General features: G+C 72.3%; 18 protein-coding genes and 1 pseudogene. 9 read left to right on the top strand and 10 right to left on the bottom strand.

Annotated elements, in window-relative coordinates:
- Positions 1 to 8: 8 nt before the first annotated feature.
- Genes paaC through paaE form a run of 3 tightly spaced genes read left to right on the top strand, consistent with a single transcriptional unit; the run spans position 9 to position 2442 of the window.
- Positions 9 to 836: a 1,2-phenylacetyl-CoA epoxidase subunit PaaC gene (gene paaC / locus ACIGO6_RS25385; protein WP_399879805.1), complete on the top strand. Its 828-nt coding sequence runs from the start codon at positions 9 to 11 to the stop codon at positions 834 to 836.
- Positions 830 to 1336 (top strand): 1,2-phenylacetyl-CoA epoxidase subunit PaaD, encoded by a 507-nt coding sequence (gene paaD, locus ACIGO6_RS25380; protein ID WP_399879803.1) that lies wholly within the window; start codon positions 830 to 832, stop codon positions 1334 to 1336. The genes paaC and paaD overlap by 7 nt, the downstream gene beginning before the upstream one ends.
- Complete coding sequence (paaE, locus tag ACIGO6_RS25375) at positions 1336 to 2442, top strand: 1,2-phenylacetyl-CoA epoxidase subunit PaaE (protein WP_399879801.1); 1107 nt, start codon at positions 1336 to 1338, stop codon at positions 2440 to 2442. The genes paaD and paaE overlap by 1 nt, the downstream gene beginning before the upstream one ends.
- Positions 2443 to 2450: 8 nt before the next feature.
- Here the strand turns inward: paaE and ACIGO6_RS25370 are convergent, their stop codons facing one another.
- From ACIGO6_RS25370 to ACIGO6_RS25340, 7 genes are all read right to left on the bottom strand, one after another.
- Positions 2451 to 3332, bottom strand: coding sequence for an aminoglycoside phosphotransferase family protein (locus ACIGO6_RS25370; RefSeq protein ID WP_399879799.1), 882 nt, complete (start codon positions 3330 to 3332; stop codon positions 2451 to 2453).
- On the bottom strand, positions 3325 to 3909 hold the full coding sequence (locus ACIGO6_RS25365) for a tellurite resistance TerB family protein (protein ID WP_399879797.1): 585 nt from the start codon (positions 3907 to 3909) through the stop codon (positions 3325 to 3327). The genes ACIGO6_RS25370 and ACIGO6_RS25365 overlap by 8 nt, the downstream gene beginning before the upstream one ends.
- Before the next feature lie 374 nt (positions 3910 to 4283).
- Positions 4284 to 5177 carry a Gfo/Idh/MocA family protein gene (locus tag ACIGO6_RS25360; RefSeq protein WP_399879795.1) on the bottom strand — a complete coding sequence of 298 codons (894 nt, stop codon included), beginning with the start codon at positions 5175 to 5177 and terminating at the stop codon, positions 4284 to 4286.
- Between the two features lie 55 nt (positions 5178 to 5232).
- Positions 5233 to 6432, bottom strand: a complete 1200-nt coding sequence (locus ACIGO6_RS25355; protein WP_399879793.1) for an ROK family protein — start codon at positions 6430 to 6432, stop codon at positions 5233 to 5235.
- 18 nt (positions 6433 to 6450) lie between these two features.
- Positions 6451 to 7329, bottom strand: coding sequence for a carbohydrate ABC transporter permease (locus tag ACIGO6_RS25350; protein WP_399879791.1), 879 nt, complete (start codon positions 7327 to 7329; stop codon positions 6451 to 6453).
- The gene (locus tag ACIGO6_RS25345) at positions 7329 to 8348 is read right to left on the bottom strand and encodes a carbohydrate ABC transporter permease (RefSeq protein ID WP_399879789.1); all 1020 of its coding nucleotides are present in this window, start codon (positions 8346 to 8348) and stop codon (positions 7329 to 7331) included. Before ACIGO6_RS25345 ends, ACIGO6_RS25350 begins: the two co-directional genes overlap by 1 nt.
- A 30-nt stretch (positions 8349 to 8378) precedes the next feature.
- Entirely contained in the window at positions 8379 to 9782 is a 1404-nt protein-coding gene (locus ACIGO6_RS25340) for an ABC transporter substrate-binding protein (RefSeq protein ID WP_399879787.1), read from the bottom strand.
- A gap of 143 nt (positions 9783 to 9925) precedes the next feature.
- Here ACIGO6_RS25340 and ACIGO6_RS25335 point away from each other — a divergent pair, with 143 nt between their 5' ends.
- The 4 genes from ACIGO6_RS25335 to ACIGO6_RS25320 are packed head-to-tail and all read left to right on the top strand — an operon-like array spanning position 9926 to position 15112.
- Entirely contained in the window at positions 9926 to 10972 is a 1047-nt protein-coding gene (locus ACIGO6_RS25335) for a zinc-binding alcohol dehydrogenase (protein ID WP_399880090.1), read from the top strand.
- A gap of 20 nt (positions 10973 to 10992) precedes the next feature.
- Positions 10993 to 11793, top strand: coding sequence for a sugar phosphate isomerase/epimerase family protein (locus tag ACIGO6_RS25330; protein ID WP_399879785.1), 801 nt, complete (start codon positions 10993 to 10995; stop codon positions 11791 to 11793).
- Positions 11790 to 13154, top strand: a complete 1365-nt coding sequence (locus ACIGO6_RS25325; protein WP_399879783.1) for an MGH1-like glycoside hydrolase domain-containing protein — start codon at positions 11790 to 11792, stop codon at positions 13152 to 13154. The genes ACIGO6_RS25330 and ACIGO6_RS25325 overlap by 4 nt, the downstream gene beginning before the upstream one ends.
- The gene (locus ACIGO6_RS25320; protein ID WP_399879781.1) at positions 13151 to 15112 is read left to right on the top strand and encodes a glycogen debranching N-terminal domain-containing protein; all 1962 of its coding nucleotides are present in this window, start codon (positions 13151 to 13153) and stop codon (positions 15110 to 15112) included. The genes ACIGO6_RS25325 and ACIGO6_RS25320 overlap by 4 nt, the downstream gene beginning before the upstream one ends.
- A gap of 134 nt (positions 15113 to 15246) precedes the next feature.
- Here ACIGO6_RS25320 and ACIGO6_RS25315 read toward each other — a convergent pair.
- Positions 15247 to 15471 (bottom strand): annotated as a pseudogene (locus tag ACIGO6_RS25315) (LacI family DNA-binding transcriptional regulator); the annotation flags it as partial.
- Between the two features lie 227 nt (positions 15472 to 15698).
- Between ACIGO6_RS25315 and ACIGO6_RS25310 the strand changes: the two are divergent.
- Positions 15699 to 17528 carry a beta-galactosidase family protein gene (locus tag ACIGO6_RS25310; RefSeq protein WP_399879779.1) on the top strand — a complete coding sequence of 610 codons (1830 nt, stop codon included), beginning with the start codon at positions 15699 to 15701 and terminating at the stop codon, positions 17526 to 17528.
- Between the two features lie 58 nt (positions 17529 to 17586).
- Here ACIGO6_RS25310 and ACIGO6_RS25305 read toward each other — a convergent pair whose 3' ends face one another.
- The gene (locus ACIGO6_RS25305) at positions 17587 to 18027 is read right to left on the bottom strand and encodes a hypothetical protein (RefSeq protein ID WP_399879777.1); all 441 of its coding nucleotides are present in this window, start codon (positions 18025 to 18027) and stop codon (positions 17587 to 17589) included.
- Positions 18028 to 18437: 410 nt separating this feature from the next.
- Here ACIGO6_RS25305 and ACIGO6_RS25300 point away from each other — a divergent pair, with 410 nt between their 5' ends.
- Positions 18438 to 19922: a family 43 glycosylhydrolase gene (locus tag ACIGO6_RS25300; protein ID WP_399879775.1), complete on the top strand. Its 1485-nt coding sequence runs from the start codon at positions 18438 to 18440 to the stop codon at positions 19920 to 19922.
- A gap of 20 nt (positions 19923 to 19942) precedes the next feature.
- Here ACIGO6_RS25300 and ACIGO6_RS25295 read toward each other — a convergent pair whose 3' ends face one another.
- A complete protein-coding gene (locus ACIGO6_RS25295) occupies positions 19943 to 20998 on the bottom strand; it encodes a LacI family DNA-binding transcriptional regulator (RefSeq protein WP_399879773.1) in 1056 nt (351 codons plus the stop codon).
- Between the last annotated feature and the right edge of the window lie 11 nt (positions 20999 to 21009).

Below are 21009 nucleotides of genomic sequence, written 5' to 3'. Positions count from 1 at the left end.
AGCAGGGCATGAGTGACGACCACGTCTACCTGACCCTGGCCGAGGGACACGAGGACGACACCCGCTGGGCCTACGGCACCGGCTTCGAGGACCCGCTGCACGGCGTCGACACCACCGTGCCCGCGGGCGTCGACGCCGGTGAGCTGGCCGCGGACTGCGTGGCGCTCGCCGACGACGCCCTGGTCTCGGCCCAGCGGCTCGCCGAGTGGGTCACGCGCGCCCCCGAGCTGGAGGAGGAGGTGGCGCTGGCCAACATCGGCCTCGACCTCCTCGGCCAGGCCCGCCTGCTGTACGCGCGGGCCGGCCAGGTCGACGGCACCGGCCACGGCGAGGACGCCTACGCCTACTTCCGGGACGCCGACGCCTTCCGCAACGTGCGCCTGGCCGAACTCCCCGGTGGTGACTTCGCCTTCGCCGTCGTACGGCTCCTGGTGCTCTCCAGCTGGCGCCTCGCACACTTCCAACGCCTCGTGTCCCACCCCGACCCGGTCCTCGCGGCGGTCGCGGCCAAGGGCGTCAAGGAGCTGACGTACCACCGTCAGTACGCCGCGGAGTGGGCCGTACGCCTGGGCGACGGCACCGAGGAGTCGCACCGCAGGATGCGCGCCGCGCTGGAGCAGGTCGCGCCCTACGTCGGCGAACTGCACGCGGCGTACGACGTCCGGGACGAGGTGGCCGAGGACCTGCGCCAGGTCACCGAGGCGGCAGGACTGCCCCTGCCGGTGTACCGCCCGCTGCCCGGCTCCGGCCGCGCCGGCGAGCACACCGAGCATCTGGCGCCGCTGCTGGTCGAGTTGCAGAGCGTGGCCCGCGCCCACCCGGAGGCGACATGGTGACCGCACTCCTGGACACCCGGCGCGCCCGGCACGTCGCCGAGCAGGTGCCCGACCCCGAGCTGCCCATGCTGACCCTGGCCGACCTCGGCGTCCTGCGCGACGTCGAGGTGACCGGGGACGGCACCGTGGTCGCGAGCCTGACCCCCACCTATTCGGGATGCCCGGCCATGGCCGAGATGCGTGCGGACGTCGCCGCCCGGCTGCGGGACGCGGGGTACGCGCGCGTGGAGATCCGCACGGTCCTCGACCCGCCCTGGACGAGCGACTGGATCACCGAGTCCGGCCGCCGCAAGCTCGCCGAGCACGGCATCGCCCCGCCCGGAGCGGCGCCCCGCGGCCCGGTCTCCCTGGTGCTGACGCCGACCCGGCGCACGGTGCCCTGTCCCCGGTGCGGCTCCGCGGACACCGAGGAGACCTCCCGCTTCGCCGCCACGTCCTGCAAGGCGCTGTGGCGCTGCCGGGCCTGCCGCGAGCCGTTCGAGTACGTCAAGGAGATCTGATGGCCCCGACCGCCCCCGCCTCGGCAGCGCCGGTGCGCACCCGCCGCCGTCCTGCCTTCCACCGCCTGCGCGTCGCCGAGGTCCAGCGACTGTGCGCGGACGCGGCGGCCGTGAGCTTCGAGATCCCGGACGAGCTCGCCGAGGAGTTCGCCTTCGCGCCCGGCCAGTCGCTCACCCTGCGCCGCGAGGTCGACGGGCGGGACGAGCGCCGCTCGTACTCGATCTGCTCACCGGTCGGTGCGGCACCGCGCATCGGGGTCCGGGTGGTGCCGGACGGGCTGTTCTCGTCCTGGCTCGTGGGCGAGCTGCGCCCCGGCGACACCGTCGAGGTGATGGGACCCACCGGCCTCTTCACGCCCGACCTCACCACCCCCGGCCACCACGTGCTGATAGCGGCCGGCTCGGGCATCACCCCCATGATGTCCATCGCCGAGTCGGTCCTGGCCGCCGACGACCGCTCGACCGTGACCCTCTTCTACGGCAACCGCCGCACCGACACGGTGATGTTCGCCGACGAGCTGGCGGACCTGAAGGACCTGTATCCGGCCCGCTTCCAGCTCGCCCACGTGCTCTCCCGCGAGCCCCGCGAGGCCGAGGTGCTCTCCGGCCGCCTGGACGCCGAACGGCTCTCGGCGCTCGTCGACTCCCTGGTGGACCTGGAGGCCGCGGACCACTGGTGGCTGTGCGGACCGCAGGGCATGGTCGGCGCCGCCCAGCAGGTCCTGACCGGCCTCGGCGTCCCGGCCGAGCGTGTCCACCGGGAGCTGTTCTTCGCCGACGACGAGCCCGTGCGGGAGGTGCGGCACGAGGAGGCAGGCCCGCAGGGCCCCGTCAGCGAGGTCGTCATCACCCTGGACGGCCGCTCCACGACCGCCTCCCTCTCCCGGGAGCGGACCATCCTCGACGGCGCCCAGAAGAGCCGCCCCGACCTGCCCTTCGCCTGCAAGGGCGGCGTCTGCGGCACCTGCCGCGCGCTGGTCACGGACGGCAGCGCCGACATGCGGCGCAACTTCGCCCTCGAGGCCGCCGAGGTCGACGCCGGCTACGTCCTGACCTGCCAGTCGTACCCGGTCTCCGAGAAGCTGACCGTGGACTACGACAGCTGAGCACCGGCTCAGGCGTCCTCTCCCAGCACCGCCCGGATCACATGACGGGCGTTGTGCGCCATCGCGGGGTTGGTCTCCCGGTAGTACGGCAGCGCGATCACCGCCTGGGAGAGGGCGCGGCCCCGGCCGCGGCGCCAGGTCGCGTCGTCCACGCCGAGCGCGTCGCGGAAGACCTCCCTGGCGTCGGCCGGCAGCAGGTTCCACGCCGGGAACAGGTCACAGGCCGGATCGCCCACCCCCATGCATCCGAAGTCGATGACCGAGGACAACCTGCCGCCGTCCACCAGCAGATTTCCCGGCATCAGGTCGGCATGGAGCCAGACCGGCGGCCCGTCCCACTCCGGGGCCCGCAGGGCGTCCTCCCACACGGCGGTCACGGCATCGCAGTCGATGCCTTCCTGGGCGAGACCGCGCAGCTCACCGATCGCCGCCCGGGTCTCCGCGTCCTGCGTGGAGAGCGGTCCGCCGCGGTGGGCCCCCGGCGCGTCCGGCAGGGTGATCTCTCGCATCGCCGCGACGAAACCCGCCAGGTCCTCGGCCAGCGGCACGGGCTCGCTCAACGCCCCGGCCTCGGGGATCCCGCCGGGCAGCCACCGGTACACCGACCACGGCCACGGAAAGCCGTCGGCGGGCGCGCCGGCGCCGAGCACCTCCGGAATGGCGACGGGCAGCAGGGCGGACAGGCGGGGCAACCAGGTCCGCTCCCGCGCGACGTCCTCGACTCCGCCCTCGATCAGCGGCAGCCGGACGACCAACTCGTCGCCCAGCCGGTACATCGCGTTGACCGTGCCACCGGACGGGAACCGCTCGACCGGCAGCTCCGCCCACTGGGGGAACTGCCGGCCGACCAGGCGTCGTACGAGACGCTCGTCGAGCGGGAGGTCAGACACCGAACTCCGAGGGCGACACTCCGAGGGCCGTGCAGGCCTCGCGGATCACCTGCTGCTCGGCGTGCTCGAAGACCCCGTCGGCCCCGGCCACGACCATGCCGGTCTGGATGACCGCCCGGGCCTCCGCGGGCTTCTTGGCGGCCTTGGCGATCACCTGCAGGGCCTCGCTCCGGCCCAGCTCGAAATTGCCCAGGAGCCGGTCCACGTGCTGGTTGAACCGCTGGCGGAGCTGGTCCGCCGGGAAGTTCTGCAGCACCTCGTTGGAGACGATCAGCTCCTCCACGCGCTGGCGCTCGGCCGGTTCCACGTGTCCGTCGGCCGCGGCGACCAGCGCGCACATGGCCATGCTGGCATCCCGGTAGGCGCCGCTCTTGAGTTCGGTCTTGACCGAGGCGAGCTGGGTCTTGAACAGCCCGATCAGCTGGGCCTTGGAACCGCCGGAGGACGAGCCCGACCCGCCGGACCCCTGGTACCCCTGATGCCCCTGCGATCCGTGCCCGGATCCGGTCGCTCCCCGAGTGCCCTGGGACTGCTGGAAGGTCTTGGCCTGGTCCTTGATCTTGTCCCACATCGCCACTCGTGCCACCTCGGCTTCTGTTGCTGCGTATGCGTATCGGTCCTCGGCCGCGATTTCTCGCGGCCACCATGAGGAACGCAGTCGGGGGCCAAGTGGTTCCCGCAACGCAAAGAAAAAGCAAAAGGCCTGGTGGTGTCGCTACTGGACCAGCTGGTCGGAAGCCCCTCGGGGGGTCGCAGTGGTCTCGATGTGCGTCACGGGCGCGACTGGGCTAGAGTCGATCTTGGGCACGCGCCATTACGGCGGACGGCGCCCACGCGTTGGTCGTCTAAGGAAAGACGTCCCGCTTCCTGCGGGAAAATGCAGGTGCAAGGCCTGCCCGGCGCTCCCTGAAGAACACCGACCCCCGCCCTGTCGCACAGGCCGGGGGTTCTTCACGTGCAGCGGGCACGGTCGAGGAGGCCTTGCAGGTACAGGCCGCGCCGTGCGTCGATCGGGGTCGGCGTGCCGGTGCGGACAGCCGACGCGAAGTCGTTGCGCAGGACGGGCCAGCACTCCTCGTGGTCGATGTCGGCCGTGTCGTAGACCAGCGGCTGCTGCGGACCGAAGAGCTCGACGCGGGTGAGGGTGCGGGGGACGGCCACGGCACCGGACAGGGAGGCCTGGCTGACGGCGCCGTTCGCGTGTTCGCAGGTCAGCTCCACCCAGCGGCGCGGGTCGCCCGTGGCGCGGATGTCGGTGATGGGGCCGACCGCGGTGTCCAGCAGGTCCAGCAGATGGGGGCCGAGGTCGAGCAGGGCACCGTGCTCGAGGCGCCAGCCGGTGGCGAAGTCTCCCTCCAGGAAGGCGCCGTGGAGGTAGCAGGAGCGAGCCCCGGCCACGTCGACGGCGCGTGCGGCCTCGAGGAACGCCCGGGTGGCCGGGTGATAGCGCTTGGTCAGCACGAGTTGGGAGACGACACCGGCCTCGGCGACCGCGTCGGCCACGCGGCGGGCCGCGGCCAGATCGGGGCCGAGCGGCTTCTCCAGCAGCAGGGCCTTGCCGCGCTTCGCGGCCAGCGGCGCCAGCTCGGCCTGGACGGCGGGCGGCACGGCGAACGCCACTGCCTCGCAGCGGTCCAGCAGCTCCTCGAAGCCGGCGGCGACATGAGCGGCGTAGGGAGCGGCGGCCTGACGGGCGGCCTCCGTGCGGCGGGCCCAGACCGCGGCGAGCCGGGTCTCGGGGCCGGCGGCGAGCACCCGGGCGTGCATGGTCCGGGCCCAGGGGCCGGCACCCACGAGCCCGACCTCGACGGGCCGGTGGTTCCAGGGGGCGGGGGCAGTGGTCACGGCGTTCCTGTCTTCGGGGGTCCTTCGGCGTCCTGTCGGGGACGACGGGCGGCGGTCATGCGTCAAGGCGTTCGAGCCGGGCGTCGGCGCCCGCGGGGGAGTAGAGGTGCTCCACGACCATGGCGGCGGCTCCGACGAGCCCCGCGTGGTCGCCGAGCCGCGAGGTGACGACCTGGAGGTTGGCGGTGGCACGGGGCATGGCCCGCTGGTAGACCAGCTCCCGCACCCCGGTCAGGAAGGGCACCCCGGAGAGCTCCCCGGCGATCATGAGCACGCCGGGGTTGAGCAGGGTCACGACGGTCACCAGGACCTCGCCCACCCTTCGTCCGGCCTCGCGGGCCAGGCGTACGGCGTCGGGGTGGCCCTCGTTGAGCAGCCGTCGGACGTCCCGCCCGGAGGCGGTCTCCAGGCCCAGGGCGGACAGTTCCTTGGCGATCGCCCGCCCACTGGCGACGGCCGCGAGGCAGCCGTGGGAGCCGCACATGCACAGCGCGTCGGACCGGTCGTGCAGGCGGATGTGCCCGATGTCGCCGGCGCCGCCGTCGATGCCGCGGTAGAGGCTGTCACCGATGACGACACCGGCGCCGATTCCCGTGGACACCTTCAGCAGGACGAAGGACGAGCAGTCGCGGTGGTTGGCCTGGTGCTCGGCCAGCGCCATGAGGTTGGCGTCGTTGTCCACCAGGACGGGAACGGCCTCGGCCTCCGGGCCCAGGCCCATCTGTGCCGCGTACGCCCGCTGGAGCCGCTCCCGGATGGGGTACCGGTCCCAGCCCGGCATGATGGGTGGCTCGATGACCCGCCCCGTCTCCCAGTCGACCGGGCCGGGCACGGACAGCCCGATGCCCACGACGCGCGACGCCGGGACACCGGCCGCCGCGATCAGGTCCGGGAGCCACGCGCCCAGCCGGTCCAGCACGTGGTCCGGACCCTCACCGATGTCCATCGGTCCGGTGTGCTCGGCCAGGATGGTGCCCGCGAGGTCGAGGACGGCGGCGCGGGCGTGCCGGGTCTCCAGGTCGAGGGCGATGACCGAGGCGTGTGTCGGGTCGAACGCGATCCGGTGGGAGGGACGGCCGCCGGTGGAGGCACCCGTGGTGTGCCGCAGCCAACCGGCCCGGTTGAGCAGGTCGAGGCGCTGCCCCACGGTGGAGCGGGACAGCCCGGTGGTGTGCTGGAGCTCGGCCCGGGTGTTGGCGCGGCCACTGCGGATCAGCTGGAGCAGCGCGCCGGCGCTGGCCTGACTCGACGTCATCATGGTCTCCCCCAGGGCTCAACTCTTGTCGGCGCCGCTGGTCAGACCCTCGGTGAGCAGTCGTTCGGCGGCGAAGAACAGAAGTACCACGGGGATCGTCAGCACCACGGACCCGGCCATGAGGACGGTCTTCGGCACCTCGATGCCGTTGGAGAGCTGGGCGAGGCCCAGGGAGACCGTCCACTTGTCGGGGTCGGCGGCCAGGAACAGCAGCGCGAACAGGAACTCGTTCCAGGCGATCATGAAGACGTACAGGCCGGTCGCCATCAGGGAGGGGAGCGCCAGCGGCAGGATCACCTTCCGGACCGTCTGCAGCCGCGAGCACCCGTCGAGGGCCGCCGCCTCCTCGATGGAGGCCGGGATGGTGACGAGGTAGTTCTTCAGCATGTAGATCGACACCGGCACGGTCTGGGCGACGTAGACGATGGCCAGGCCGACCAGGCTGGAGGACAGACCGATCTTCGCGAAGATGACGAACAGCGGCACCGCCAGCAGCGTCGCCGGGAACATGTAGACGGCCAGGAAGAGCGCGCTGACCTGCCGGTGGCCGAAGAACTTCAGCCGGCTGACGGCGTACGCGCCCGGCACGGCGGCCACCAGGGTCAGCACGACCGTGCCGAGGGAGACCAGCGCGGAGTTGACGAGGAATTTCAGGAAGCCCTGGCCGCCGTCGTCGGTCGAGCGCAGCACGTCCTGGTACGTGGAGAGGGTGAAGTCCTTCGCCGAGACCCACAGGGACCCCGGATCGAGCAGGAGCGCGTCGATGGGCTTCAGCGACAGCAGCACCATGTAGTAGAAGGGCAGCAGGGTGATCACGGCGAGGAACGCGATGACGAACCAGCGCAGGACGCCGAAGAACCGCTCCTCGAAGGCCCGGGTCAGGGCCGCCTTGCGCATCACGCTTCCTCCTGGACCTTGTTGCCGAAGAACTTGAAGTAGAAGCCCAGCAGGATCATCAGCGTGACGGCCAGGACGAGCGCCTGGGCCGCCGCGGCTCCCACGTCGTAGCGGGCGGTGAGGAAGTCGTAGACGCGCACGGCCGCCACGTCGGTGCCGGCGCCGCCCCCGGTGAGCAGGTAGACGTCGTCGAACTTGTTGAACGTCATGATGAACCGCAGCACGCACAGCAGGGCGATCACGGGCATCAGCTGGGGCAGCAGGACGTGCCGGAACCGCTGGGTCGGGGTGGCGCCGTCGACCAGCGCGGCCTCCTCCAGGGTGTCGGGCACCGCCTGCAGCCGCGCCAGGATGAACAGGAACGCGAAGGGGAAGTAGCGCCAGCACTCGAAGACGACGACGGTCAGCAGCGCCAGCGGGATGTCGAAGTTCAGACCGAGCAGGTGGACCTCGTACCCCCGGGTCGACAGGAAGGCGATCGGGTCGTCCCAGCCGAACAGCCGGCGTCCCCAGTCGTTGACCACGCCGTACTGCGGGCTGAGCGCGACCTCCCAGACGAAGGCCACGGCGACGACGGGGGCGACGTACGGCAGCAGCATGGCCGCGCGCAGCAGCCCGCGCCCCTTGAACGGCTTGCGCAGCGCGAGCGCGGCGACCAGGCCGAGGACGACGGAGCCGAGTGTGGAGCCGGCCGTGTAGAGCAGGGTGGTCCACAGGCTGGACCAGAAACCGGTCGAGTCGAAGACCTGCGCGAAGTTGTCCAGGGACCAGTTGCCGAACAGGCCCATGCCCTGGATGTCGACGAGCTTGGCCTTCTGGAAGGCCAGCAGCACGGTCCACGCGATGGGCAGCACGACCACCACGAGGACCACGAGGAAGGTGGGGGAGACGAACGCGAGACCCGCGCGGTTGGCACGCCGGCTGGCGGTCATCGGGCGGCGACCGCTTGCGGCGGACCGGTCCGTGGACCGGGGGCTGGTGTCCCGGCGCTGCGGCGCGCCGGCTGGGGCTGTTGTCATGAGGGACCTTCGTGACGTGCAGGCGGGCGGCTACTGCAGGGACTTCTTCAGGGCGACGACCTCTTCGGCGGCGTCGCGTGCCGCCTCGGGGGGCGAGCTCTGGCCGCTGGTCATGGCGCCGATGGCCTTCGGCAGGGGCAGTTCGCCGTTGGTGGCGCCGACGAGGGCTCCCTCTCCCTGGGAGATGCCCCAGCGGCGCATGTTGCTTACGCCGTCGGCGAGTTGGTCGAGCAGGGTCTCGGGGAAGACCTCGTCGAGGGGCTTGCGGGTGTCCACGCCGATGTCGCTGTGGCGCCAGGCGTCGAGATAGCGCTCGGGGTCGGCGGCGGTCCCCTTGCGGACGGGGATCTTGCCCTCGGGGGCCATGCCGAACCAGGACTCGTAGCCGGTGCCCATCATGTACTCGATGAATTCGCGGGACGCTGCGGTCTCGGCCGTCTTGGTGGTGATCCAGGACGTGATCTCGCCGAACTGGGCCGCCTCCTGGGCGTCGGGTCCCTTCATCGCGGTGACGATGCCGCTGCTGTCCGACAGGTGTCCGGGATCCTTCTTGCACTCCGGGCAGCTCGGCAGGGCGTCCTTGCGCAGGCCGGCGAGTTCGTCGAGCAGGAACGAGGACCAGATGACCATGGAGGACCGACCGGCGAAGTAGGTGGCGCGGGTGGAGTCCACGGTCTGGGTTCCGGGGGCGCCGTAGACGCGGGCCAACTGGTCGTAGGTGCGGAAGGCGGCCTCGCACTGCGGGGACTCCAGGGCGACCTCGTGCCGGTCGTCGACCATTTGGCAGTCGTTGGCCAGGGCCACGCTCTCGAAGCTCTGCGAGGTGAAGACGTCGCTGGGGTCGGTGGCCGCCGAGATGCCGTCATGGCCCTCGGTGGTCAGCGCCTTGGCGGCGGCCAGGACCTTCGTGTAGGTGTCGGGCGCCGCCAGACCCTTCTGCTCCAACTGGTCCTTGCGGTAGACCAGCAGCTGGAGCCAGGCGTCGGAGGGCACGCCGAGGCTGGTGGCGCCGTCGGAGGTCAGCTCCAGCGCGTTGGCGTTGAAGGTGTCGCGGCCGAGCCCGTCGACGATCTGCTTCGCGATGTCGGTGTTCAGCAGACCGTTGGTGTACATCTGCCAGACCTGGCCCATCGGCGCCGCGCCGATGACGTCGGGCAGCGTGCCCGAGGCCGCCGCCGACATGATCAGCTGCGGCATCTGTCCCTCGTCGACCCCGACGAGGTTGACCTTGATCCCGCTCTTCTTCTCGAACCCGTCGATGACCTTCTGCGTCGCGGCGACGCGGTCGGGCAGGTTCTCCTGGGACCAGACCGTGATCTCGCGGTCGGGTCTGCCGGGCCCGGTGCTGCTCGCGCAGCCCGAGAGCAACCCGATTCCCAGGGCCGCCGTGACGCCGACCGCGGTCGTCCTCGACCGCAGGGTCCTGATGCGCATTGAGTGTCCTCGTTCCGGCTTACGTCTGCTCGCCACGCATCACAGCACTACTTTTGCTGGTTGACAAGACATAAGTTGCGGATATTGTCGACGCAACCACACCAGCAACCCTTTCGGAGCCATCCGTGTCATCCGTGTCGTCCGTGGAACGCGTCGTCCAGTTCACCGGCCCCCGCCAGGTGGAGGTCGCCGAGCACGTCAGGGCCGAACTGCCGCCCGGTCACCTGCGGGTCCGCACCCGCTACTCGGGCATCTCGGCCGGCACCGAACTCACCGCCTACCGCGGCACCAATCCGTATCTGACGCGGACCTGGGACCCCGACGCGCGCCTGTTCCGCGACGGCGCACCCGGCATCGAGTACCCGGTGGCCGGCTGGGGCTACTCGGAGGTCGGCGAGGTCGTCGAGGTCTCCCCGGAGCTGGCCGGCACCCCCGGCCTGCCGGTCGCCGGCGACCTGGTGTGGGGCATCTGGGGCCACCGCAGCGAGGGCATCGTCCCCGCCGAGCGGATGATCGGCCACACCCTGCCCGCCGGGCTGGAGCCGCTGGCCGGGGCCTTCGCCCGGGTCGGCGCCATCGCGTACAACGCCGTTCTGGCCGGCGACATCCACCTCGGCGAGGACGTCGCCGTCTTCGGCCAGGGCGTCATCGGCCTGCTCACCACCCGCCTCGCGCAGCTCAGCGGCGCCCGTGTCACCGCCGTCGACGCCCTCGACGGCCGCCTGGAGACCGCGAAGCGGTACGGCGCCCACCGCACCCTCAACGCCCGCACCGACGCCGTCGCCGAACGCGTCCGCGAGGCCACCGGCGGCCTCGGTGCCGACCTCGCCATCGAGATCAGCGGCGCCTACCCGGCCCTGCACGAGGCGCTGCGCTCCGTCGCCGTCGGCGGCCGGGTGGTGGCCTCCGGCTTCTATCAGGGCGACGGCATCGGCCTGCGCCTGGGCGACGAGTTCCACCACAACCGGGTCCAGCTGATCTGCTCCCAGATCGGCGGCGTCCCCCCGCAGCTGTCGAACCGCTGGACGGTCGAACGTCTCCAGCAGACCTTCCTGCGCCTGGTCGCCGAGGGCCAGGTGGACGTCGACTTCCTGGTGAGCCACGTCGTCCCCGTCGCCGACGCCGCCGACGCCTACGTACTGCTGGACGAGCGGCCCGCCGAGGCGCTGCAGGTCGTCCTGGAATTCTGAGAGTCCCGAAAGGCAACCCCATGCTCAAGACCGCCGTCCAGGAACAGCTCCTGCCCGGAGACACCCTGCAGGCCAAGTGGGACTTCGCCCAGCAGGCCGGCTACGACGCGATCGAACTGCGCGGAAAGGGCGACCTCCACTTCGCCTCCCGCCTCGACGAACTGAAGCGGGCCCGCAAGGACGGCGTCGTCATGCCGACCGTCTGCGTCGACATGCTGCACTTCCTCGGCGCCTTCGACGAGGACCTGCGCCGCGACGCCCTCGCCCAGATGAAGTCCCAGCTCACCGTCATCGCCGAGATCGGCGGCGTGGGCGCCCAGACCCCCGCCTCGTACGGCATGTTCTCCCGCCGCCTGCCGCCCTTCGAGCCGCCGCGCACCGAGGAGCAGGACCGCGGGGTGCTCCTCGCCGGTCTCACCGAACTGGGCGAGCACGCCCGCCGCGAGGGCGTCACCCTCTTCCTGGAGCCGCTCAACCGGTACGAGGACCACATGGTCAACCGGCTCGAGCAGGCCGCGGGCCTGATCCGCGCCGTCGGCCTCGACTCGGTCCGCATCGGCATCGACAGCTACCACATGAACATCGAGGAGACCGACCCCGCCGCCGCGATCCTCGCCCACGCCGACGTCATCGGCCACGCCCAGGTCTCCGACTCCAACCGCTTCCAGCCCGGCGCCGGACACCTCGACTGGCCCGCCTGGCTCGGCGCCCTGCACACCATCGGCTACGACGGCCACCTCGCCCTCGAATGCCGCCTGACCGGCGACCCCGTCGAGGCCGTGCGCTCCGTCCCCGCCTTCCTCAAGAGGTCGGGCGCGTGAACCGGCACGTGGACCTCCTGGACCGGCCCGCGCCCACCGCGCCCGCGGACCTGACCCTGCGGCGCGGTGCGGCGCGGGTCCTCCTCGACAACTGGACCGGCGCCTCCACCGTCCCCTCCCGCACCCTCTACCCCCACCAGTGGAGCTGGGACTCCGCCTTCGTCGCCATCGGACTGCGCCACCTCTCGGTGCGCCGCGCCCAGCGGGAGCTGGAGTCCCTGCTGGGCGCACAGTGGGCCGACGGACGCGTGCCCCACATCGTCTTCAACCCCGCCCTGCCCCACGGCGTCTACTTCCCGAGCCCCGACTTCTGGCAGTCGTCCCGGGCCGGCCGAGCCGCTGGCGCACCCTCGGCCGTCGAGACCTCCGGCATCGTCCAGCCGCCCGTGCACGCCCTGGCGGCCTGGCTCGTGCACCGGGCCGACCCGGCCCAGTCCCGGCGCCGCGGCTTCCTCGCCCGCGTCCAGCCGCGGCTCGCCGCCTGGCACGACTACCTCCTCACCTGCCGCGACCTGGGCGGCGGCGGCCTCGCGGCGGTCGTCCACCCCTGGGAACCCGGCATGGACAACAGCCCCTGCTGGGACCGTGCCCTGCAGCGGATCGAACCGAGCCCGCCCGACACCTTCCGGCGCGCCGACCTCGACCACGGCCACCCCGCCGACCGCCCCACCGACCTCGACTACGGCCGGTACGTGCGGCTGGCCACCGAGTACCGGGAAGGGGGCTACGACGACCGCGTCGTACGGCACCGGTTCGCCGTGGAGGACCCCGCCTTCAACGCGCTGCTGGTCGTGAGCGAACTGGCCCTGGCCGCCATGGCGCGTGAACTGGGCCTGCCCGGGCAGCGGCACACCGAGCGGGCCGCCGACCTGACCCGGGCGCTGGTGGACCGGCTCTGGGACGATGAGGCCGGCCTGTTCCGCGTGCGCGACCTGCACACCGGCACACCGGTCGACGAGCGGAGCGTCAGCGGTCTGATCCCGCTCCTAGTCCCGCAGTTGCCCGAGGACATCGTCCGGCGCCTGCACACCACGCTCACCGGACCGTGCTTCAGCGCCCCTGCCACGCACCTGGTCCCGAGCTACGACCTGACCGGCCACGCCTTCGACCCCACCCGGTACTGGCGCGGACCGGCCTGGTTCAACACCGCCTGGCTGATCGAGCGGGGACTGCGCACCCACGGCCTCCAGCAGGACGCCGAGCGCCTGCGCGCCGCCTTCCTCGCGGAGGCGGGACGCTCCGGGTTCGCCGAGTACGTCGACCCCTCCACCGGCGCGGCCTGCGGTACCCGGCACTTCTCCTGGACCGCCGCCCTCACGCTCGACCTGCTGAGCGCCGACCCGAAGGAGGCCAGGCCATGACCGCGGCAGAGCCCCGCGTCCAACTGGTGCGCGACGCCACCTTCGTCCGTCTCCACGCCGACGGGGAGATCAGCGGCACCCGCGGATCGGCGCCCGACGGGCTGTTCCTCCAGGACGCCCGGCACCTCAGCCGCTGGCGGCTCACCGTCGACGGCACCGCTCCGGTCGCCCTCGTACCCGCCACGGCGGACACTGACGACACGGCCGCCGGTGTGCTGACCCCCGAGGGCACCCGGGACAATCCGCCCGCGTACACCGTCTTCCGGCGGCAGGGCGTCACCGCCGGCGCGTTCACCGAACACCTGAGCCTGGTCAGCAACCGCCCCGACGCCGTGACGGCCCGCCTCGACCTCACCGTCGACGCGGACTTCGCCGACCTCTTCGAACTCCGCGCCGACGACCGCCACTACGCCAAGCCCGGCGCCGAGTACGAGAGCCGCGACACCGCCGACGGAGTGCTCTTCAGCTACCGACGAGCCGACTGGCTCGCCCGGACCGAACTCATCTGCCGCCCCGCCCCGGCCGAGTCGGCCCCCGCGCAGGCCCGGCCACGCTCCACCGCCAGGACGCTGACCTGGCACCTGCCGATCGACGCGCACGGCCGGGCCGACCTGCACCTGACCGTCCGCGCCCATCCGCACGGACGGCCGCTGCCCGCCGCCCCCGCACCCGCCGCTTCCGCGCCCGCCTCCGCCTCCGCCTCCGCCGAACGGAATGCGCACCGGCACGAGGGCGCGACGGACGACCTGACCCGCACCTGCGAACGCGGCCTGGCGGACATCGACCTGCTGACCATCCCGGTCACCGGCGTCGACGGCGAGGACGTGCCCGTGCCCGCCGCCGGCATCCCGTGGTTCCTCACCCTGTTCGGCCGCGACTCGCTGCTGACGTCGTACTTCCTGTTGCCGTACCGGCCCGCGACGGCAGCCGCAGTCCTGAGCGCGCTGGCCGCCACGCAGGGCCGGTGCCACGACGCCTTCAGCGGCGAGCAGCCAGGGCGCATCGTCCACGAGACCCGGCACGGCGAACTCGCCCACTTCCGGCAGGTCCCGTACGGCCGGTACTACGGCGCCGTCGACGCCACCCCGCTCTTCCTCGTGCTGCTCCACGCCCACCACGAGGCGACCGGCGACCGCTCCCTGGCCGTGCGCCTGGAACAGCACGCCCGGCGGGCCGTCGACTGGATGCTCACCGACGGCGGCCTGGAGCAGCACGGGTACCTCGTGTACAGCCCCGACCCGGGCGGGCTGGTCAACCAGAACTGGAAGGACTCCGCGGGCGCCGTCTGCTTCCGCGACGGAACCCAGGCCGAAGGTCCCGTCGCGGTCTCGGAGGTGCAGGGCTACGCCTACGACGCACTCCTGCGCACGGCCGAACTCGCGGACGGCGTCTGGCGGGACGAGCCCTACGCGCGCCGGCTCCGCGAGCGGGCCGCCCGGCTGCGGGACCGCTTCGCGACGGACTTCTGGATGGCGGAGGCGGACTTCCCCGCCCTCGCGCTGGACGGCACCGGCCGCCAGGTCGACGCGCTGGCGTCGGACGCCGGGCACCTGCTGTGGTCGGGCATCCTCGATCCCGAGCGCTCCCGCCGGGTGGGCCGGCGGCTGCTGGAGCCGGACTTCTTCTCCGGCTGGGCGATCCGCACCCTCGCCGCCGGGCAGCGGCCGTACCACCCGCTGTCGTACCACCGGGGCAGCGCCTGGCCGCACGACAACGCGGTCATCGCCCTGGGCCTGGCCCGCCACGGCCTCGCGGCCGAGGTGCGCACCGTCACCGAGGGGCTGGTCGCGGCGGCGTCCCGGCACGGTCACCGGCTGCCCGAGGTCCTCGCGGGCTACGACCGTTCGGCGACCGCCGGGCCCGTCCCGTATCCCCACTCCTGCTCACCGCAGGCCTGGGCGGCGGCCACCCCGCTGGCCCTGCGGACCGCGCTGGGGGAGGAGCCGCTCAGTTGCTGAGCGCCGTCGGCCCCGCTGCCGGGGCGGTGCTCGCCCGGACGACGAGACGGGGGTTTCACCGACTCCGGTTCGGGCACCGTCTCCGGCGCGGTGATGTGGCGCAGCAGATGGGTGACGGCGAGTTCGCCCGTCCGAGCGACCACACCGATCGTGCGGCTGCGCCCGGAGGAGAGCATGCGGGCCGCGTTGTCGCGGCGGTAGCCGAGCCGGGCCACCGCAGCCACGACCTCGGCACGGGTCGTCTCCCGCACGTGCGGGTGCCCGGAGAGCACCCGCGACACCGGCTGCGCGGACACCCCGGCGGCCCGGGCCACGTCGGTCACCCCCGGCGGCCGCCTGCCGCCGCCCTGCTTCGTCACGGGTCCCTTCCTCTGCGCCCTCCCCGTGATGCGTCCGCGCCCCGCGATGGTATCGCTCACATGGGTCGTCACCTGGTGTCCCGCAGGGTCCGGGGAGGGGAGAAGCCTGTGGCGCCCTTATTGGCATCGATAACATTCTCTGCCATAGTCATGCGGGAAAGCACCGGCCTCCCGCAAGGGATCGATAACATCCGGGACGGGTCGGGCACGACCACCGGAGCCGTCGAGTGACCCTGGCCAGCACCCCGCCCACGACCCGCGCCGCACGCCCGGCGGCCACCCTGACCCACGCCGACGGCACGTTTCTGCGCGCCGGTCGGCCGCACCGTGTCCTGTCCGGCTCGCTGCACTACTTCCGCGTCCACCCCGAGCAGTGGGCCGACCGCCTGGAACGGCTCTCGGCCCTCGGACTCAACACCGTGGACACCTACGTCCCGTGGAACTTCCACGAGCGGCGCCCCGGAGAGGTCCGCTTCGACGGCTGGCGCGACCTGGCGCGTTTCGCCCGGCTGGCCCAGCGCGCCGGCCTCGACGTGATGGTGCGGCCCGGCCCCTACATCTGCGCCGAGTGGGACAACGGCGGACTGCCGGCCTGGCTCACCGGCACCCCCGGCATGCGGCTGCGCAGCAGTCACCAGCCGTACCTGGACGCGGTCGGCCGCTGGTTCGACGCCCTCGTCCCGCGGATCGCCGCACTGCAGGCCGCGCACGGCGGCCCGGTCGTGGCCGTGCAGATCGAGAACGAGTACGGCAGTTACGGCGACGACCACGCCTACGTCCGCTGGGTGCGGGACGCCCTGGTCGACCGCGGCATCACCGAACTCCTCTACACCGCCGACGGCCCCACCGAGCTGATGCTCGACGGCGGCACCGTGCCCGGCGAGTTGGCGGCGGCGACGTTCGGCTCACGGCCCGCCGACGCCGCCGCACTGCTGCGCTCACGCCGGCCCGGCGAGCCCTTCTTCTGCGCGGAGTTCTGGAACGGCTGGTTCGACCACTGGGGCGAGAAGCACCATGTCCGGTCGTCGGACAGTGCCGCCCAGGACGTCGGCGCCCTCCTCGACGCGGGCGGCTCGGTCAGCCTCTACATGGCGCACGGCGGCACCAACTTCGGCCTGTGGGCCGGTGCCAACCACGACGGGGACGCCCTCCAGCCGACCGTCACCAGCTACGACTCGGACGCCCCGATCGCCGAACACGGCGCCCTCACCCCGAAGTTCCACGCGCTGCGGGAGAAGTTCGCCGCCGCCCTCGGCGACACGGCACCCCGGCGGCCACTGCCCGCCGACCCGCCTCTCCTGGCGCCCCGGACCCTTCCGGTGACCCGGCGGGCCGCCCTGCTGGACGCGCTGCGCTCCACCACCGAGCCGGTGCACGCCCCCGCGCCGCTCGGCTTCGAGGAACTCGGACAGTCCGCCGGGCTGGTGCTCTACGCGGCCCGGCCCCTGCTGCCCCACGGCGAGCAGGAACTGTGGGTGACCGGCCTGCACGACCGCGCCCAGGTGTTCGTCGACGGCGCGCCCGTCGCCGTACTCGACCGCGAGACGTCCTCGTTCACCGTGACCGGCACGGGCGCGCGGGTCCGGCTGGAGCTCCTGGTGGAGAACCAGGGGCGGATCAACTACGGGCCGCTGCTGGGCCAGGGCAAGGGCATCCTCGGCGGGGTACGGGTGGAGCGCCGGCTCGTGCACGGCTGGACCATGCACGGGCTCCCGCTGGACGAGTGGACGCCGCACGACACCGCCCGCGCAGCTTCGGCCGCCGCGCCCGGCGGTACGGCCGGCTTCGCGACCGCACAGCTGGACATCGACGAACCCGCCGACACCTTCCTCGCCCTGCCCGGCTTCGCCAAGGGCTTCGTCTGGGTCAACGACGCCCTGCTCGGGCGCTACTGGGAGGTGGGCCCCCAGACCACGCTGTACCTGCCCCGGCCGTTCCTCCGTGCCGGCGCCAATACGCTCACCGTCCTCGAGCTCGAACGGTTCGGCGAGCACCTCGCGCTCGTGGACCGGCCCGACCTCGGTCCGACCGAGGAGTACGTCGAGACGTTCGACTGACCCGCACCGCGCACACCGCACTTCCCGCACGCGGCCCGGGACACGCGAGGTGCCGGCACTACTGCGGGCCGGTGCCGGCCCGGTCCTGTTCCGCGGTGCCGGCGTGATGGCGGCAGGCCGTGTCGTGCCGGGCGCCCAGCGAGGTCCACCACCGCTCGCAGCAGTCGTCGCGCAGGGCCGCGCGGGCGCCGGCGGGGCGGGTGCACCCCGGGCCGTGCACGGCGCCGTCGGAGTGCTGCCAGAACAAGCAGCACGGGGCAAGGACGCCGAGCAGCGGCACCGCGCTCCGCGGGCGGGCCAGCCGCTCGGCGCGCTGCGCCCGGACGACCCGTCGCCGGTGTTCCGACCGGGCGCGCGCGGCGCAGCAGGCTAGGAAGCCGGCCGAGCACAGGCCGGGCACGGCGAGCCAGGGATGATGGGTGGCCGCGTATCCGGCCGAGGTGAACAGGAGGACGGCGGCGGCACGGCACGCGCGTGCCGTGCGCAGGCTCGGCGTCACGGGACCTCCCGACGTGCGGTGGCGAAGAAGGCTTCGGGACCTTCATATGCCCGTTCATCGGCCTCCTACGTGCCCAAGTCCCGCCGGACGCGGGTCCACCGGGCCGGCATCCGGCGGCAGAAACCCGTTTGCGCCCGCCCGCCACCACCGGCGACCCTGCATGCGTGCCCCCTGCTGCCCTGCGTGCGGCCACGCAGCCCTTACGCGAGCCTTCGGGGCACCATCCTCACGCTTCACAGCGACCCGCCGGAACCCGCTCCGGGACTCGCCCCGGGCCGGCCGCAGTGGTTGACACGACGGTGGGCCGTCCCTAGCCTGACGCCCCGTCATTACATCGATGTAAAGAGCGTCGATGCAAAGAACGTCGATGCGAAGCGCGTCGATGCAAAGCGCTGTGGAAAGGACCCCCTGTGCCTCCCAGCCCCTCGCTCCGTCCCCGCGCCCGCCTGCTCGTCGCCGCCCTCCTCGGGCTCGCCGGTCTCGTCGTGGGCCTGCTGCCCGCGCTCACCGCACCCGCCGCCGCGGTGCCGCCCCCGGCCTCACCGACCGCCGTCGCTGCGGCAGCCGGGACGTTCCGCAACCCGCTCAACACCGGGCCCGACCCGTACATGACGCACTGGAAGGGGAACTACTACCTCACCACGACCCAGGGCGACAGCATCAGGATGTGGCGCTCCCCGTCCCTGGGCACCCTCGCCACCGCCGACCCGGTCACCGTGTGGACGGACTCCGACCCGTCCCGCAACCGCAACATCTGGGCGCCGGAGTTCTACCGCTTCGGTGACCGCTGGTACCTGTACTACACGGCCGACGACGGCGTCGACGACCACCACCGCCTGTACGTCCTGGAGTCGGATCGCGACGACCCGGCCGGCCCGTACCACTTCAAGGCCAAGCTTGCCCCGCCCAACCACGCCGACGACTTCGCCATCGACGCGGGCATCCTCCAGCTCGGCGGCCGGCTCTACCTCGCCTACAGCGGGATCAACCAGTATCAGCACAACGGGATCAATATCGCCCCGATGTCCAACCCGTACACCGTCTCCGGCAACGCCATTGCCCTCGACGCAGCCGGCGGCTGCCCCGAAGTGCGGGAAGGCCCGGAGTTCCTGTATCGCAACGGGCGGGTCTGGATGACGTACTCCACCTGTGACACGGGCAAGCCCGACTACCAGGTCTGGATGATGTCGATGCCGCTGGACGCCGACCCGCTCCTGCCGGGGAACTGGCGTCAGCACCAGGGTGCCGTGTTCTCGCGTGCGGACGAGCGGGGCGTTTTCGGGCCGGGCCACCACGCCTTCTTCACGTCTCCGGACGGCACGGAGGACTGGATCGTCTACCACGCCAAGACAACGTCCGTGAACACCTACAGCAACCGCACCACCCGGGCGCAGAAGTTCACCTGGCGAGCCGACGGCAGCCCCGACTTCGGCCGCCCGCTCGCGATGGGGGCCACCCAGGACCTGCCCTCCGGCGACCCCGGTTCCGGCAACTACTGGATCAACGACGACGGCCGCTCCAGTGGTCCCGGCGGCGTCACCTACACCGGCTCCTGGAACTCCGGGACGGGCTGCGCCACCCAGTGCTTCTGGAGCGACGACCACTGGAGCGACCGGGCCGGTGCTACGGCGACCTTCTCCTTCACCGGCACCCGCGTCGCCCTGCTCTCCGTCAAGGACACCGGCAACGGCTACGCGGCCGTCAGCCTTGACGGCGGCCCCGAGCAACGGGTGGACTTCCACAACTCGATCCGCATCGGAGAGGCGGTGCAGTACCTCAGCCCACGGCTCGCGTACGGCAGTCACACCCTGCGGATCCGGGTGACGGGCGAGCACAACTCCCAGTCCGGGGCGTCCTTCGTGAGCGTCGACCGCGCCGAGGTCTACGTGAACTGACGCGCCGGGCCGGCCGACCGTCAGTGCCGCTCTCGGCCCTCCGTGCTCTCCCGCAGGACGAGCCGGTGGGCCACGATGCGGTCCTGGGGCGACAGCGAGCCCGACTCGGCGCCCTCGCTGCCGCCCTCCGGTGCCGTCGCCTCCTCGATGCGGTGCTGGAGCAGTTGTACGGCGACCTTGGCCACCGCCGCCTTGTCGGGAGCCACCGTGCTCAGTGTCGGCACGCTGAACCGCCCGCCCTCCACGTCGTCGAACCCGATGACGGCGACGTCCTCGGGCACCCGCACCCCGTGCTCGTGCAGGGCGCGCAACGCGCCCAGCGCCAACTGGTCGTTGAGGCAGAGCAGTGCGTCGGGCCGCGCACCCTCCCGCAGCGCCCGCGCCACTGCCGCGGCCCCGTCGGGCATCCGGAACGAGTCGACCGGCAGCAGAGCGGACGGATCGTAGGCGATGCCCGCCTCCGACAGGGCGGCACGATAGCCGCGCGTGCGGGCCTCGGCCGTCCCCAGGCCCGCGTCGTCACGACCGCCGACGGCGAGGACGGCACGGCGCCCGAGACCGATCAGATGGGCCGTCGCCTCGCGCGCGGCCCTCTCGTTGTCGATGGCGACATGGTCGGCGCCCTCCTCCAGCAGCTCCCCGAGCAGCACGGTCGGTGGCGCCCCCACGCGATCACGCAGGTCGTCCGCCGTCAGGGCGAGGGGGCTGAGGATGATCCCGTCGACGAAGGTGGACCCGAATCCGGCCAGCGCCGCCAGTTCGTGGTCCCGGTCGGCACCCGACTGATGGATCAGAACGGTCAGGGAACGCTGCTCGGCCTCCCGGATGACATGCCGGGCGAGCTCGGCGAAATACGGTATGTCCAGTTCGGGGACGACGAGGGCGATGATGCCGGTGCGCCCTCTGCGCAGGTGGCGGCCGGCCAGGTTGACCCGGTAGCCAAGCTGCTCGATGGCCTCACGCACCACGCGTCTGGTCCGGTCGGAGACATGGGCGTAGTCGTTGATGACATTGGACACCGTCTTCTCCGAAACGCCCGCATGCCGTGCGACGTCCTTGATCCTGGGCCGTGCCACCGAGACCTCCC

The sequence above is a fragment of the Streptomyces sp. NPDC053750 genome, assembly GCF_044544295.1.
Classification (GTDB): domain Bacteria; phylum Actinomycetota; class Actinomycetes; order Streptomycetales; family Streptomycetaceae; genus Streptomyces.
The sequence above is the reverse complement of the archived record's forward strand: the minus strand, read 5'-3'. Positions and strand labels throughout refer to the sequence as shown.